The sequence below is a fragment of the Methylobacterium sp. E-025 genome (assembly GCF_022829705.1).
Classification (GTDB): Bacteria; Pseudomonadota; Alphaproteobacteria; order Rhizobiales; family Beijerinckiaceae; genus Methylobacterium.
Window position 1 is genome coordinate 416,071 of the sequence record NZ_JAKSYR010000102.1, and the last position, 15,928, is coordinate 431,998.

The following is a 15,928-nucleotide window of genomic DNA, read 5'->3' on the forward strand; positions in this document are numbered from 1 at the left end:
CATCATGGGTTGGCGGCCTGTCCGCCAGGTCCGCTCCGCCTTGGTAACCATTCCGTTAAGGAATTCCTAAGCGGGGTCCCCGATCGGGTATCCGGGGGGACCGGCGGGGTCTAAATTGACTTGGTAAACGGGTAGTTGTGTCTCCGCCACCGGCTCTCGCCGGCGGTCGCGAGATCGCGTAACGAGGCGTTGCATGGCCACCGAAAAGAAGCTGAAGGACCCGGCCGAGGCGGCGCTCTCTGCGATCGAGCAGGCGCTGAACCTCGAGGTCCTGACGCCCGAGGCCGAGACCCGGACCGAGCCGCGCCTGCCCGATGTAGGCGACGGCGACCCGCTGCAGGAGCAAGGCGGGCGCCTGAGCCCGCCGCGCCTCGACCTCGATCCGCCGCTCGCCTCCGACGTGCCGCCGCCCGGCCGGGAGCGCGCGCATCGCGAAGGCGGCCTGCTTCCGCCCGACCGCTCGCTGGTGGCCAACGACGACCGGCGCAACATCGGAATCCTCCAGCAGACGCTGCGCGTGCGCCCGGCGCGGACTCCCTACATCCTGGCCGCGCTGGCGGCGTTCCTCTGGGTCAACGGGCTCGCGCTGCTGGCCTGGAACCAGTCCGGCGGCGACCTGAAGGGATTTCTGACCGGCCTCACCGCGCTGCAGGCCACGGTCGGCGCCGCCGCGCTGGTCGGGCCGGTGGTGCTGTTCCTGATCACCGGCATGCTGGCCGTGCGGGCCCAGGAGATGCGCCTCGTGGCGCGCGCCGTCGGAGAGGTCGCGATCCGCCTGGCCGAGCCCGAGAGCTTCTCCACCGACGCGGTGCTGACGATGTCGCAGACCGTCCGCCGCGAGGTCGCGGCGGTCGGCGACGGCGTCGAGCGGGCCCTGGCCCGGGCCGGCGAGCTTGAAACCCTGGTCCGCGGCGAGATCGCGACCCTGGAACGCGCCTATTCCGACAACGAGATCCGCATCCGCTCCCTGGTCGACGAGCTCGTGGCGCAGCGCGAGTCCATCGTCGCCAACGCCGAGCGCGTGCGTGGCGCGATCACCGGCTCGCATCAGAGCCTGACGCAGGAGCTGGAGGGCGCGGCCGAGCGCATCGTCACGGCGATGACCGGCGCCGGCGAGCGCGTCACCGGCGCGCTCGACGCGCGCGGCGACGCCATCACGACGTCGCTGGGCGAGGCCGGAGACCGCGTCGTCGGCGTGATGTCGGGACGCGGCGACGAGCTGATCGCGCGGCTCGCCGCCACCAGCGAAGGCGTGCGCGGCTCGATCGCCGAGGTCGGCGAGACGCTGATGCGGTCGTTCGAGACCCGCGCGGCCGACGTGACCCGGGTGTTCGAGAGCACCGGCGGCGCGCTGACCGAGCGGCTGGCCGAGAACGCCAGCCAAGTCGCACGCTCGCTCGCCGAGACCGGTGCCGGCGTGATCGACGCCCTCGACCGCCAGGGCGCGACGGTGCGCGAGAGCTTCGAGCGCTCGGCGGGAAGCCTGGAGACCACGTTCCTCAGCCGCGGCGACGCGCTCGCCGAGCGCTTCACCCAGACCGGCGGCGAGATCACCGCCCGCTTCGCCGAGACCGGCGACGCCCTGCGCGCGCACTTCGCGGCCACCGGCACCGCCCTGTCCGAAGACATCGCCGGCCGCGGCGCCGCGCTCCGCACCGAGATCGAGACCGCCGGCGACGGCGTCGCCGCGTCGATCGAGGCGCGCGGCCGCGACGCCCAGGCCGGGCTGGCGCTCGCCGCCGCGGGGGTCATCGAGACCTTCGCGTCGCGCGCCGCCGCCGTCCGCGACGACCTTGTCGGCACCGCCGAGCGGGTCGCGGAAGCGGTCACCACCGGCGGCGGCGGCGTCGCCGACCGCATCGAGGCGATCGCCGGGCGCCTGCACGAAACCATCACCCTCCACGGCGGCGACCTGGAGACCCGCCTCGACGCGGCGGGCGAGCGCGCCGGCAGCCTCGTGGCCCAGCGCTCGCAGGAGGCCGCCTCCAGCCTGGAGGCCGCCTTCGCCAACCTCGGCGACACCTTCGCCCACGGCGCCTCGGGCGCCACCGGTTCGCTCCGCGAGACCATCGCGACCCTCTCGGCCGAGATCGCGGCGCGCACCGCCGAGGCCGTGGACAGCTTCCGCCGCTCGGCGGAGGAGACCACGGTCTCGATCGGCGCGACCGGTGCCGAGGCGGCGCAGGCGATGCGCCGCTCGGCCGCCGGCGCCACCGGCGAGCTCGAGGCCCGCACCGTCGAGGCCGTTCAGATCTTCGAGCGTCGCCTGGCCGACACCGCCGCCGACCTCGCGGCCCGCAGCGCCGAGGCCGCCGAGGCGATCGGCCTTGCGGCGACCGCCGCGCACGGCGCCACCGCGACCCAGACCGCCGAGATGGCCGCCCGCGTCGACGCCGCGATGGACGCGCTGCGCGCGACCTCCGGCGAGGTGACGGGTGCCGTCGAGACGCACATGACCGGCCTGCTCGGCCGGATCCGCGCCGCCTCGGAGGAGACCGGGGGCGAGCTCGGCAGCCGCGCCGAGGCGGCGATCGAGGCCCTGCGCACCGCGATGGGCTCGCTCAACGCCGAATTCGCGACGCGCTCGAACGAGACCACAGGCGCCATCGCCCGCGCCGCCGATCAGGTCGCCGAGGAGCTGTCCGCCCGGATGCGCACGATCGAGGCGGCCTTCGGCGAGCACGGCCGCGGCGTCACCGACCTCCTCGCCAGCCATGCCGAGGAGACCCAGGCGCGGATCGCCGGGACCGGACGCGACATCGTCCTCGCGGTCGCGACGCAGGGCGCGCGCGTCGCCGACGCCCTCCACCAGAGCGGCGCCAGCTTCGGCGAGACCGCCGACGTGCGGGTCAAGGCGATCGACGAGACCATCGGCAGCCGGCTCGCCGCCCTGCAGGACATCATCGCCCGCGGCGACATCCTCGCCGACAAGATCTCCCGCGACACGAGCACGCTCGGCGAGACCATGGGCGGCAGCCTGGCCGAGATGGACCGGATCATCTCCGTGAAGGGCAAGGCGGTCGCCGAATCCATCGCCGAACGCACCCGCGACGCGCAGGACGCGGTCGAGACCCATCTCGGCGCGCTGGAAGAGCGCTCGGCGAAGCGCTCCAGCGAGATCGGCGAGACCTTTGCCAACCTCGTTACCCACATCGACGGGCATCTCGGCACCCGCGCGACGGCGCTGAACGAGGCCCTGGTCGGCCGCACCGGCGAGATGGCGCGGATCATGGCCGAGGGCAGCCGCGACCTCGTGCAGGCGCTGGACAGCCGGACCGAGGGCCTGGGCCAGGACATCGCGTCCCGCGCGGTCGCCATCAGCGACGCCCTCGCGCTCCGCAGCGAGGAGATCGCCCGCTGCCTCGACGAGGGGGCCGGACGGTTCGACACCGGCGTGCTCGGCCGCCTCGAGGCGATCGGCGCGGCGCTGGAAGAGCGCAGCCGCCTGGTCGACGAGCGCTTCGGTGCCCAGGCCTTCGAGGCGATCCGCCTGATCGAGAGCCGCACCCGCGCGGTCGACGAGGAACTCGGCAGCCGGACCCGCGACCTCGTGAAGACGATCGAGAGCCGCACCAGCGGCATCGACGCGGCGATGGCCGCGCGCGTCGCCGACCTCACCCGCGCGATCGAGGAGCGGACCGGCGGCATCGACGTCGCGCTCGCCGGCCGCGTCCAGGAACTCGTCGCCCTGATCGAGGAGCGGGCGACCAGCGCCGACGCGGCGCTCGCGACCCAGACCGAGACGGTACGGCGCGCCTTCGCCGAGCGCTCGGACCTGCTCGGCCAGCTCATCGACGAGCGCACCGCCGCGATGTCGAACGAGCTCGACGAGAAGGGCCGCATGGTGTTCGGCGCCATCGGCGGCCGCATCACCGAGCTGGCCCGCCTGTTCGACCGCGGCGGCACCTCGCTCGGCGAGGTCATCGACCAGCGCGGCGAGAGCGTGCTGGCCAAGCTGCAGCAGACCATCGCCGACGCGGAGCGCATGCTGGGCGACGGCGAGGGGCGCCTCGGGCGCACCCTCTCGTCCCGCACCTCGGACATCAGCGGCCTGCTCGACGAGGGCGTGCGCACGGTCCACGACCTGCTCGACGCCCGCACAAACCAGATCCGCCTCCTGCTCGACGAGCACGCCACGACCCTGTCGTCGAGCCTCGACGGCCGCATGGGCCCGCTCCACGACGCCCTCGACAGCCGCGGCCGCGAGCTGGTCGAGACCATCGCGACCACGCTCGGCCACGCCACGAGCACCCTCGACGACCGGACCCAGGCGATGGGAACCCTGTTCGACGAGCGCCTGCATGCGCTGGCGGACCTCGTCGACGGCCGCGGGACACAGTTCGCCAAGACCGTGGACGCCCGGGCGCAGATGCTGCGCGCCCTGTTCGAGCAGGCGCATGCCGCCCTCGATGCGGTGGTCGAAGGCCGCGGCGATCATCTCGCCACGAACGTGGACGCCCGCGTCGCGACGCTGCGCGCGGTGTTCGACGAGGCGCCGGCCGCGCTGGCGCAGCTCGTTGACGCCCGCGAGCGCCAGCTCACCGAGGCGCTGGACGAGCGCACGTCCGCCCTGCGCACCGCCTTCGCCGAAGCGCACGACGCCCTCGAAGGCCTGGTCGAGAGCCGCGGGCGGCAGCTGGCCGAGACCGTCGACACCCGGACGCAGACCCTGCGCTCCCTGTTCGACGAGAGTGGCCACGCGCTGGGCAGCGCCGTCGAGGATCGTGCCGAGCACTTCGCCCGGATGGTCGCGGCCCGCACCGACGGCCTGCGCGCCCTCTTCGACGAGGCGACCAGCACGATCGAGCACCTGCTCGAAAGCCGCACCTCGGCCCTCGGCGGCGACGTCGAGGCCCGCACCCGGGCAATCACCGAGGCCTTCGACGCCCGCATGGCCGACCTCGCCGATCTGCTGCAGGCGCGGACCGATGCCTTCGCCAAGACCGTCGAGGCGCAGGGTACGGCCCTCACCGTCAGCGTCGATGGCCGCAGCGAGGCCTTCACCCAGCGCATCGACAGCCGGATGAAGACCTTCGCCACCCTGGTGGCCTCGCGCGGCGACGCGCTCGCCACGGCCTTCGACGACCGCCACGACGCCTTCGCCGGCCTCGTCGAGGAGCGGATGGCGTCCCTCGTGGCGGCGCTCGACGAGCGCGCCCGCAGCCACGCGGCTTTGGCCGACGCCCACACGGCGGCGCTCGGGGCGACCCTCGACGAGCGCAACGCCGCGATGGCGGCGCTGCTCGACGAGCGGACCGAGGCCCTGTCCGCCGGCTTCGAACGCCGCGCCGACGCGCTCGGCACGCTGGTGGATTCCCGCGGCGAGGCCCTGGCACGCCGCCTCGCGCAGAGCGCCGAGACCATCGTCCGCGGCATCGAGGAGGGCGGCGGCGCCCTGGTCGAGCGCGTCGACGGGACCGGCCGCACGGTCGCGGACACCATGAAGGGCCATATCGACCGCCTGCGGGCGGTGATCGACGGACCGGTGCTGCAGCTCTCCGGCGCCCTGGCCGAGCGCGGCACCGCGATCGAGCGGGTGCTCGCCGAGACCGGCGAGCCCCTGATCGAGGCGCTGCGCGAGCGCACCGAGGCGCTGACCCTGCAATCGCGCGAATCGGCCGAAGCGCTGCGCGCCGCGGTCGAGAACGGTGCGGCCCGCTCCATCGCAGGCCTGTCCGAGGTCAACGACCGCCTGCGGCGCGACCTCGGCAGCGTGGTCGCGCGGATCGAGGCGGCGAACGCGGCCCTCATGGATCTCGTCGCCGGTGCCGATGCCAATCTCGGCGCGATCGAGGGCAGCCTCGCCAACCGCGTCCAGCAGATCCAGGAGGCGCTGCAGGAGGTCGCGGCGCAGACCGGGACAGCGAGCGAGGGCGTCTCGGCCCAGGTCGAGGCCCTGCGCGGCGTCGCCGAAGGGGCCGTGCGCGAGGCCACGAGCCTGGCCAAGGCCCTCGACGGCCGCAGCCGCGCCCTGGCCGAGCAGTCCCGCACCCATGTGGCCGAGCTCGGCCGCGCCGCCGGGTCGCTCGAGGGTGTCGAGGGCCGGCTCGCCGCCAGCCTGTCGGGCCGCGAGGAAGCGATGGAGACGGCTCTGGCCGGCCTGCAGGAGCGCTCGGCTTCGTTGGAGAGCCAGACCGCGGCCTTCGCCGAGGCGATCGAGCGTTCTCTGCGCGCCGCCGAGGAGCGCGCTCGCGCCGTCGGCGAAAGCCTCACGCAGTCGGCCGGCGCCGCCGGCGCCCGTGTCTCGGAGGCCTTCGACGGCCTCCGGACTGGAGCCGACGCGGAGGGCGAGAAGACCGCCGAGTCCGTCCGCGCCGCCATCGCCGCCGCCTCGGTCGAGATGCGCACCGTCTTCGCGGAGGCACAGACTCGCTTCGGCGAGTCGGTCGCCGGCATGCGCGAGATGGCCGGGGCGATCCGGACCGAGCTCGACGCCACCCGCGCCGACCTCGCCCGCGGCGTGCTGGAGCTGCCGCAGGAGACCCAGGACGCCACCGGCGAGATGCGGCGCGTGGTCTCCGATCAGATCAAGGCGCTGAACGAGCTCTCGGCCCTCGTCGCCCGCTCGAACCGTGCGGTCGACGTGGTTCAGCCGCAGGCGGCCGAGCAGCGGCGGACGGCGGAGGCCGGCGGTCGTGCCGCTCCGGCTTCGCGCCCGGCTCCGGCGCAGCCGGCGGCGGCCGCGACCTCCGCCCCGGCAGCGGCGCGGACGCCTCCCTCGGCGGCTCCCGCCCGGCCGGCGGCCCCGGCCGCCCCGGCGCGGCCCGTGGGGACGGCACGGGCCGAGACCCCGGCCGCGCGTCCCGCGTCCCCGGTCCGCCCGACGGCAGGCCCGGCCTCCGGCGACAAGCGCGGCTGGCTGTCCGATCTGCTGACGCGGGCCTCGCTCGACGACGAGGACGAGGCCGGCGTCGCCGAGCCCCCCGTTCCTGCCCCGGGCACGTCGAAGGCCGCGGTGGAGACCGGTCGGATCGCCCTGGAGACGATCTCGGCCGACATCGCGCGGATGATCGACCACCGCACGGCGGTCGACCTGTGGGAGCGTTATCGTCGCGGCGAGCCGAACCTGTTCGACATCAAGATCTACACGCCGCAGGGCAAGCAGACCTTCCTGGAGATGCAGCGCCGCTACCGTGCCGACGCCGAGTTCCACCGCACCGTCGACCGCTACGTCAGCGAGTTCGAGCGCCTGCTCGGCGACGTGGCCCGCAACGACCGCGACGCGGCCCGCGCCGACGCCTACCTGACCTCCGAGACCGGCAAGGTCTACACGATGCTGGCCCATGCGAGCGGGCGGTTCGAGGGCGCCTGACGCCTGCCAGACGCGAAAAGGGCGGCTCCATCGGGGCCGCCCTTCGTTTGTCCGATCATAGGAGACCGAGACCGACCAGCTCGCGGCGCAGGGCCTCGGGCATGGCGGCGAGGTCGGCGGCCGCGCCGATGCCGAGGTCCCCCGGCGCATCGCGCTGGGTCAGGTAGCGCCAGCCCTGGAACGGTCGGCACGGCCGCGGCGTCACCGCGACGATCGCCGGATCGAGGACGAGGCGGCAGCGGCCGATGCCGTCGTCGCCGGTGACGAGGTCGATCGCGGTGATCGCCTGGCGGCAGCTCAGCGTGCCCTTGATCACCCAGTAGATCGAGCCGTGCCCGGCGATCTCGGCCCGCCGCTTCGGGACCATCCGCGTGGTGTGGACCGGCGCCGGATCGGCACCGAGCCGCAACGCCTCGTCGCGGAATCGAGATTGACGCGCCTCCAACTCGTCGATCGAGGCGGGGCCGACGCAGAGCTTGAGCAGGTGAAGGGCCACGATGTCGTCGGTCTCTCGCAGGCGCCGGGCGATGCGCGCAGGGTGTAACGCCGGATCATTGCGGCGAACGCGCGACCCTTCGTCCTGGCTACCGGTTCCGGCCGCGCGATCGTCGCTACGCGTCGGTCATCGCCTCGATCATGCCCTCGGGATCGCTCACGAACTGCCGCAGGATCCGGAAATGCTCGGTGTCCTGGAGGGCGACGGGCTCGAGGCCGTGCCGGCTCATCCGCAGCAGCCGTGCGCCGGGATGGGCCATGATGATCGGCGAATGCGTGACGATCAGCACCTGGGTCTGGTTGCCCGCCTCCATGCGCTTCAAGAGCTTGAGGAAGTCGAATTGCCGGTTCGGCGACAGGGCGGATTCGGGCTCGTCGAAGAGGAAGATCCCGGGCTTGGCGCAGCGTTCCTCGAAGAACCGGATGAAGCCCTCGCCATGCGAGTAGGATAGGAAATCCGCGCTGGGGCTGCCGACCTCGTCGAGGTAGCGGGCGACGGAGAAGAAGCTCTCCGCCCGGAAGAACCAGCCGCGACCGACCTTCGGCAGCCAGCTCGCCCGGAGCACGCGCGCGAGGTCGCCGCCGCTGGTCTCGGGCGCCCGGGCGTTGTCGACGGCGCGGTAGCCCGCGCCGCCACCGCTCTCGTCGAACCCGGCGAGGACCGCGATGCCCTCCAGCAGGGTGGATTTCCCGACCCCGTTCTCGCCGGCGATGATGGTCACCGGACGATCGAACGCGAGCTCGAACCCGCCCTCCCGGAACAGCGGAAGGCAGTAGGGATAGGCGTCGCTATCGTAGACCGCGTCGTCGGGCAGCCAGACCCGCTTCAGGTACGGCGGCGGCAACGACTTGTTCCGATACCTCGGCAACGCCCGGCCTCCGTCGCTTCGCCCCTCTGGCCCATAGGGGCGGCGATCTCACGGGGGCGCAAGCGGCGCGAGGCGCGATGCCGAGCTTCGGGGAACGCGTCGCCCCGCCGTGGTTCGCCGGCGCAGGCGCGGTCCCGGATCGGAGGGCGGTCTCGCGCTCGCTCGGCGGAGCCCTAGCAGAACAGCGCCAGCTTCTCCTCGACGCTGAGCGCATCGATCTCGGCGAAGCTGAGCGCACGTTCCGCGGGCGGATGCGATTCGGCGCTGATGTCGGCGGGTGCCGCGTCGGCAGCCCGGAACTCGAGGGCGTCGTCCTCGGAGGCGATCTGCGCCTCGAAATCGTCGGCCCAATCCAGCTCGGCCTCGACGTCCGACGCCTCCGCGGCCGACTCGGGCTCGGGCTCGGGCTCGGGCGCCGAGGGCAGGAACACGATGTCGTCGTGGAGCGGCACCGCACCGGGTTCGATCGCGCGGAGAGCCGCATGCGCGGCGGCGATCACCGCCGGCGCGTCCATGCCGAGATAGCGGTCGACGTCGCTCTGATCGAGGTCCTCGGGCCGCGATTCGCGGGCCGGGCGCGAGGTCGCGTAGCCCGGCGCCGGTGGGACCGGAGCGCCGGCATCGCCCCAGATCGCCATCATCGCGATCAGGCGTTCCTCGAGATAGCGCAAAGTCTGCACGATCCGGCTCGTGCGCTGCGCCGTGAGGTCCTGGAACGAGCAGGCGGTGTAGATCTGCGTCGCGTAGCGGTCGAGGGCGTCGCAGGCCGCCTCGTCGATGCCGTGCTCGCGCAGCGACCACGCGCTTTCCTGAACCTGCTCGGCGGCGGTGAGGATGTCGGTGGTCGCCCGCTCGGTCGCCTGGACGATCGCGTCCAGCGCCTCCGAGGCGATGCCGAGCCGGGTCTGGTCGTGATCGGGATCGGTGATCGCCGCGATCTCGGCCTTGGTCCGGCTGATCGCGCTCGCCATCTCCATGATGTCGCCGCGGAAATGGCTGACCGCGTCCGGGCCGTGCCCGTCCGTAACCGCGGATTCGAGCCGCGCGATCGCGTCGAGCAGCACGTTCGTGTCGGCGCTGCGGTTGCGGCGGGCATACTCGGCGAGGAACCAGCGCCCGCGGGCGCTCCCGCTCATGGTCGCCTCGATGGCCTCGTACTCGGTCAGCTCGAAGGCCGTCAGCGAGTGGGAACCGGACATGATACGCGTCCTCGAAGGCGATAGCCTCGCGCGGTGGGACGAGACCCGGCTCCGGCGCAACTCTGGCAAGAGCGCAATTTGACAGGATCGGTTTAACGGCGGCTTACGGTGGCCGCTCCCGTCCCGATCCACCCCGCATCGATCCGAGACCTTGGCCGCGTCCCCGACCCTCGAGCCCAGCCGTTTCCGCCTGTCGCTCCTCTACGCGGTGGTCTTCGTCGAGATCGGCATCGCGATGCCGTTCATGCCGGTCTGGCTCGCCGCGCTCGGCCTCGACGCCTCGGTGATCGGGCTGCTGCTCGCCCTGCCGATCGCCACGCGCATCGTCGCCACCGCACCGCTGATGAGCCTGATCGATCGCGGCGTCGGCGCCCGGGCGCTGCTGCTGACGGGCAGCCTCGCCCTGGCGGCGACCTACGCCCTGATGCCGGCCGGCGCCGGGATCAGCTGGCCTGCGCTGGCGCTCCTCGTGCTGCTCAACGCGGTCGCCGGCGCGCCGCTGGTTCCGAGCATCGACTACCTCACCCTCGCCGCCGTCCGCCGGCAGCCGCGGCTCGACTACGCGCGGATCCGGATGTCGGGCTCGGTGGCGTTCCTCATCGCCAACCTCGCCGGCGGGGCGCTGCTCACGGCGATGGGCGAAACCCTCGCGGTGCCGCTGCTGCTCACCGGGCTGGCGCTGATCGCGAGCGTGGTGGCCTTCACCAGCCGCTCGGTCGCCGCGCCGGCGCCGGAGCACGCGGAGGGGCTTCGTCCACGGCTGCCGCTGCGCCTCAAGCTCTGCGTCGCCGCCGCCGCCGCGATCCAGGCGAGCCACGCGGCGATCTACGCCTTCGGCAGCATCCACTGGACCGCGCACGGCTTCTCGACCGCGACGGTCGGCGCGCTCTGGGGCATCGGGGTCGTCGCCGAGATCGTGCTGTTCGCCTGCGTCGCCCGCCTGCCGGCCGCGTGGCGCACGCCGTTCCGCTATCTCGCCCTCGGCGGCGGGGCGGCGCTGGTTCGCGCTGTGGGGATGTACGCCCTCGGCGACACCTTGCCCGCCCTCGTCGGCCTCCAGGCCCTGCACGGGCTGACCTTCGGCGCGACGCAGCTCGGGGCAATGGCCGCCGTCTCCGCCTTCGCCCCGGACGGCGCCCGCGGCCGGGCGCAGGGCACGCTCAGCGCCGCGAACGCGACGGCGGCGGCCGGCGCCACGCTGCTCAGCGGCTTCGCATACCGGGCCGGCGGGCCCCTCGTCTTCCTGGCGATGGCGCCGCTCGCGGTCGCGGGCCTCGCCCTGACTGCGGCCGCCGCGAGCCGGGCCGCGGCCCGGGTCCCTGCCACCGGGCAGCCTCCGGTTGCGGTGCGGCACGATACGGACCGTCAACCCTAATCTGAACATATCGCGCAGGCAGACCGCGCCGATCGAGGGACACAGGCTTCGTGCAGGCCAACGACACCACGCCGACGCATCGACTCGACCGGCAGCCCGCCGGCGCGACCATCGCGCCGGGCGACGGACGCGTCGCGCTCGACGGGCGCTGGACGGCCGACCAGGGCGGCGCGGTCGAGATCGCCGCGGCGCGGATCGCCGCCGAGGCCAGGAGCCGCCCCGTGATGGTCGACCTGAGCGCCGTCGCGCGCCTCGACACCCTCGGCGCCTGGGTGCTGGAGCGGACCCGCGGCGAGATCGAGGCGGCCGGCGGGCGCCTGAGCTATGCCGGCGTGCGGCCTGAGCACCGCATCCTGCTCGGCGAGATGCACCTGCGCGATCCCGAGCCGGCCGCTCCCGTCCGCCAGGGCCGGGTCTTCGCGATGCTCGACGGCCTCGGCCGCCGCGTGGTCCGCGGCGGGCACGACCTGATCACGGGGCTGGCCTTCCTCGGCGAGGTGATCGCCGCGTGCCTGCGCGTGGCGTCGCGTCCGTCGACCTTCCGCGGCCGGGCCTTCGTCAACCAGATCGAGCAGGTCGCCTTCCGCGGCGTGCCGATCATCTTCCTGATCTCGTTCCTCGTCGGCGGCATCGTCGCGCAGCAGGGCATCTTCCAGCTCCAGCGCTTCGGGGCGGCGGCCTTCGTCGTCAACCTGATCGGGCTCCTGATCCTGCGCGAGCTCGGCGTGCTGCTCACCTCGATCATGGTGGCCGGACGCTCCGGCTCGGCCTTCACCGCCGAGATCGGCTCGATGCGGATGCGCGAGGAGGTCGACGCCCTGCGCGTGATGGGGCTCGACCCGATCGAGATCCTGATCGTTCCGCGCATCCTCGCCCTCGTCGTCGGGCTGCCGATGCTGACGCTGATCGCGGCGCTCGCGGCGCTGACCGGCGGCGGCCTCACGGCGATGGCCTATGGCGGGCTCACGCTGGAGCAGTTCCTGGCGCGGCTGCAGGCGGCGGTCGGCGTCCACCACGTCCTCGTCGGGCTGATCAAGGCGCCGTTCATGGCGCTGATCATCGGCATCATCGCGACGATCGAGGGGTTCGCCGTGGAGGGCTCGGCGGAATCGCTTGGGCGCCACGTCACCGCCTCAGTCGTCAAATCCATCTTCATGGTGATCGTCCTCGACGGGTTGTTCGCGGTGTTCTTCGCGGCGATCGATTTCTGAGGATCCGGTGCGAAACCCAGACGCCATGCCCGAGACGACCGAACCCGAACCGATCATCCGCGTCCGCGACCTCGTCGTCGGCTTTCGCGACCGCACCATCCTGAAGGGCCTGAACCTCGACATCCGCCGCGGCGAGATCCTCGGCTTCGTCGGCCCGTCGGGCCAGGGCAAGTCGGTCCTGACCCGCACGATCCTCGGCCTCGTCGCCAAGCGCTCGGGCACCATCGAGGTGTTCGGGCAGGACATGGACGGCCTCACCATCGCCGAGCGCCGCGGCGTCGAGCAGCGCTGGGGCGTGCTGTTCCAGCAGGGCGCGCTGTTCTCGGCGCTCACCGTGAAGCAGAACATCCAGATGCCGATGCGCGAGCACCTGAACCTGTCCGAGCGCCTGCTCGACGAGTTCGCGCGCCTCAAGATCGAGATGGTCGGCCTCAAGCCGGATGCCGCCGACAAGCTGCCCTCGGAACTGTCGGGCGGCATGATCAAGCGCGCGGCGCTGGCCCGCTCGCTCGCGCTCGACCCCGAGATCCTGTTCCTCGACGAGCCGACCTCGGGCCTCGACCCGATCGGCGCCGGCGAGTTCGACGAGCTGGTCGCGACCCTCAAGCAGACCCTGGGCCTCACCGTCTTCATGGTGACGCACGACCTCGACAGCCTCTACACCGCATGCGACCGCATCGCGGCGCTCGGCGACGGACAGATCATCGCCGCCGGCACGATCGACGAGATGCTGGCGCACGACCACCCGTGGCTGCGCTCGTACTTCCACGGCAAGCGAGCCCGCGCGATCGTCCCGGCGGCGCCGGTGCGGACGGGCGTCCCCGCCCATGCGTGACCGCTCGCACCGGGGGCGGATGCCAGCGCGCCGCGCGGGTGCGCCCGCGCACCGCACGAATGCCACAGCTTGGCGGAAGGCCTGAGATCATGGAGACCCGTGCGAACTTCGCCCTCATCGGCGCCTTCACCCTCGGGGTGATCCTGGTCGGCTTCGGCTTCGTGCTGTGGCTGTCGGGCGGCTCGTCGCGGCAGGTGAGCCAGGCGGTGCGCGTCGTGTTCTCGGGCAGCGTCGGCGGGCTGTCGCGCGGGTCGAGCGTGACCTTCAACGGCATCAAGGTCGGCGAGGTGACGGACGTCCACCTGCTGCCGCAGGACCCGCGCCGGGTCATCGCCGAGATCAAGGTGGCCCCCTCGACGCCCCTGCGCGCCGACACCCGCGCGCGCCTCGATTCGGCGATGCTGACCGGCGTCTCGGTGATCGCGCTCAACGGCGGCAACGCCGACGCGCCGGCGCTGGCGCCGGGCACGAACGGCGAGATGCCGACGATCTTCGCCGACTCGTCCGACATCCAGGACATGATGGCCGCCGCCAAGCAGATCGCGCAGCGGGCCGACGACGTGCTCCAGCGCCTCGACAAGCTGGTCGCCGGCAACGAGGGCGCGATCACCCGCACGCTCGCCAACGTCGAGAGCTTCTCGAAGACGCTGGCCGAGGCCGGGCCCGCCGTCTCGAGCCTGGTGAAGGCGGTGGACGGCAGCAAGCTTAACCGCGTGATCGACAACGCCGACCGGTTCTCGAGCGCGCTCGCGACGTCGAGCCCGGACATCGAGGCCGGCCTGCACGACGCCCGGTCGCTGGCGGGCAAGCTCAACGCCTCGGCCGACCGGATCGACGCCGTGCTGAAGGGCGCTGAGGGCTTCCTCGGATCCGCCTCGGGCGAGGCCGGCGCCAGCACCTTCACGCAGGTGCGCGAGGCCGCGATCTCGGTGCGCGACGCCGGCAAGGCGTTCCGGACCCTGTCCGAGAACCTTGACAAGCGCACCGCCAACATCGCCACGAGCTTCGGGCGGCTCAGCGGCACCGGCCGACGCGAGGTCGAGGCCCTGTCGACCGACGGGCAACGCACGCTCAACACCCTGAACCGCACGGTCCGGACGCTGGAGCGGGACCCCTCGCAGGTGATCTTCGGCGGCAAGCCGTCGTTGCCGGAATACAACGGTGGCCGCTGAAGTCGCGCCGTTCCGGGTCGATGTGCCTCGCCGCACGGCACATTTCATGCGGCCGAATAGTTTGAACGGCACAGCTTCATCCGTTCCCGGCCACCCGGCCGGGAACGTTCAGGTATCGCGTATGCTCCGTCCCGTTACCGGTCTGGCCCTGGTCGCCTCGCTCGTCGCCCCGATCCTCGGCGGCTGCGGCGGGGGCGCCGCGCCGCTGACCTTCGACCTCATGGCGCTGCCGGCCGCCGGCCGCCCGGCCGCGAGCGCGCGCGCGATCGTGGTCGCGGAGCCGGTGGGCATCCAGCCGTTCGAGGCCGATCGGATCATCGTGCGCGAGGCCGGCGGCTCGCTCTCGTTCCTCGGCGGCGGCCAATGGGCCGATCGCCTGCCGCGCCTGATCCAGACCCGGATCATCCAGAGCCTGGAGAATGCCGGCCGCCTGCGCTCGGTCTCGCGCCCCGGCGACAAGGTCGTGGCCGACTACCAGCTCATCTCCGAGATCCGCGCCTTCGACATCGCGGCCGGCACCGGCGAGGCGGTGGTCGACATCTCGGCCAAGCTGGTCGCCGACGGCACCGGCAAGGTGGTCGCGGCCCGGATCTTCACGGCGCGCGTGCCCGTCACCGCGGTCGATGCCGGCAACGGCGCGCGGGCGCTCGACCAGGCGCTCGGCACCGTGCTCGCGGACCTGGTGCGCTGGGTGAACGGCGGGCGCTGAGCGCCCGGGCCGCTCACTCCATCACCGCCGCCTTCATGATCACCACCATCGTCGCGCGGCCCGGCACATCGCCGGTGCAGCGGACGACGTGCTGGCGGTCGCAGCGGTAGCGCAGGGTCTCGCCGGCGCGCGCGCGCTGAACGACACCGCCGATGTCGACCTCGAAGCAGCCCTCCGAGACCGAGAGCGATTCGACCGAGCCGCGCTGGTGCGGATCGGAATCGAGCACCCCGCCCGGGTCGGCCGAGACCTCGTACCATTGCAGCCACTCGATGGTCTTGACCCAGCCGATGATCGCCAGCCGCACCTTGCCGTCCTCGGAGACGAGGATTGGCGTGTCGGCGCGCGAGGACTTCTCGATGAAGGGCTCCTCGTCGTTGGCCGCCAGCACCCGCTCGATCGAGACGTCGAGCGCCTGCGACAGGCGCCAGATCGTCGCCAGCGTCGGGTTGGTCTCGTTGCGCTCGATCTGGCTGATGATCGACTTGGCGACGCCGGATTGCTCGGCGAGTTCCGACAGCGAGAGGTTGTAGGCCTTGCGCAGGCGCTGGATCGTCTTGCCGAGCTGTCCCGACAGCACGGCCGCTCCGCTCAGCATGTCCCGGCCCCGACCCGGCCGTTCCGCCTGTTCCTGCATCGCCGAAGCCATCCGCGTTCCGCCATCGCGTTCCGTTTATCGGAACGAACGTGCGCTACTACAAACGCAATCCCCCCGCGGATGCAAGGCGACCGGCGCGGATGCGGCAGCGTG

At 72.8% G+C, this 15,928-nt stretch carries 10 protein-coding genes; 6 read left to right on the top strand and 4 right to left on the bottom strand.

Annotated features, from left to right (window positions below):
- Positions 1-193: 193 nt before the first annotated feature.
- On the top strand, positions 194-7,312 hold the full coding sequence (locus MKK64_RS14195) for a hypothetical protein (protein WP_243935540.1): 7,119 nt from the start codon (positions 194-196) through the stop codon (positions 7,310-7,312).
- A gap of 55 nt (positions 7,313-7,367) precedes the next feature.
- Here MKK64_RS14195 and MKK64_RS14200 read toward each other — a convergent pair whose 3' ends face one another.
- From MKK64_RS14200 to MKK64_RS14210, 3 genes are all read right to left on the bottom strand, one after another.
- Positions 7,368-7,808 carry a DUF1489 family protein gene (locus MKK64_RS14200; protein WP_147728889.1) on the bottom strand — a complete coding sequence of 147 codons (441 nt, stop codon included), beginning with the start codon at positions 7,806-7,808 and terminating at the stop codon, positions 7,368-7,370.
- Between the two features lie 115 nt (positions 7,809-7,923).
- Entirely contained in the window at positions 7,924-8,652 is a 729-nt protein-coding gene (locus MKK64_RS14205) for an AAA family ATPase (RefSeq protein ID WP_243935541.1), read from the bottom strand.
- Between the two features lie 197 nt (positions 8,653-8,849).
- The gene (locus MKK64_RS14210; protein WP_243935542.1) at positions 8,850-9,875 is read right to left on the bottom strand and encodes a hypothetical protein; all 1,026 of its coding nucleotides are present in this window, start codon (positions 9,873-9,875) and stop codon (positions 8,850-8,852) included.
- Between the two features lie 151 nt (positions 9,876-10,026).
- Between MKK64_RS14210 and MKK64_RS14215 the strand changes: the two genes are divergently transcribed.
- From MKK64_RS14215 to MKK64_RS14235, 5 genes are all read left to right on the top strand, one after another.
- Positions 10,027-11,250, top strand: a complete 1,224-nt coding sequence (locus tag MKK64_RS14215) for an MFS transporter (RefSeq protein WP_243935544.1) — start codon at positions 10,027-10,029, stop codon at positions 11,248-11,250.
- A gap of 110 nt (positions 11,251-11,360) precedes the next feature.
- Entirely contained in the window at positions 11,361-12,461 is a 1,101-nt protein-coding gene (locus MKK64_RS14220; protein WP_243935603.1) for an ABC transporter permease, read from the top strand.
- Positions 12,462-12,486: 25 nt separating this feature from the next.
- A complete protein-coding gene (locus MKK64_RS14225) occupies positions 12,487-13,296 on the top strand; it encodes an ABC transporter ATP-binding protein (RefSeq protein WP_187275573.1) in 810 nt (269 codons plus the stop codon).
- Between the two features lie 89 nt (positions 13,297-13,385).
- Positions 13,386-14,468: an MlaD family protein gene (locus MKK64_RS14230; RefSeq protein ID WP_147729241.1), complete on the top strand. Its 1,083-nt coding sequence runs from the start codon at positions 13,386-13,388 to the stop codon at positions 14,466-14,468.
- Positions 14,469-14,589: 121 nt separating this feature from the next.
- Positions 14,590-15,177, top strand: a complete 588-nt coding sequence (locus MKK64_RS14235; RefSeq protein ID WP_243935546.1) for an ABC-type transport auxiliary lipoprotein family protein — start codon at positions 14,590-14,592, stop codon at positions 15,175-15,177.
- A gap of 13 nt (positions 15,178-15,190) precedes the next feature.
- On the opposite strand, the gene MKK64_RS14240 is transcribed toward MKK64_RS14235, so the two are convergent.
- Positions 15,191-15,814 carry a helix-turn-helix domain-containing protein gene (locus MKK64_RS14240; protein ID WP_147729642.1) on the bottom strand — a complete coding sequence of 208 codons (624 nt, stop codon included), beginning with the start codon at positions 15,812-15,814 and terminating at the stop codon, positions 15,191-15,193.
- Positions 15,815-15,928: the final 114 nt, after the last annotated feature.

Bases quoted from the DNA above. Each gene is read 5' to 3' on its own strand.
- MKK64_RS14195 (WP_243935540.1), top strand. From the start codon at position 194: ATGGCCACCGAAAAGAAGCTGAAGGACCCGGCCGAGGCGGCGCTCTCT.
- MKK64_RS14240 (WP_147729642.1), bottom strand. From the start codon at position 15,814: ATGCAGGAACAGGCGGAACGGCCGGGTCGGGGCCGGGACATGCTGAGC.
- MKK64_RS14235 (WP_243935546.1), top strand. From the start codon at position 14,590: ATGCTCCGTCCCGTTACCGGTCTGGCCCTGGTCGCCTCGCTCGTCGCC.
- MKK64_RS14230 (WP_147729241.1), top strand. From the start codon at position 13,386: ATGGAGACCCGTGCGAACTTCGCCCTCATCGGCGCCTTCACCCTCGGG.
- MKK64_RS14225 (WP_187275573.1), top strand. From the start codon at position 12,487: ATGCCCGAGACGACCGAACCCGAACCGATCATCCGCGTCCGCGACCTC.
- MKK64_RS14210 (WP_243935542.1), bottom strand. From the start codon at position 9,875: ATGTCCGGTTCCCACTCGCTGACGGCCTTCGAGCTGACCGAGTACGAG.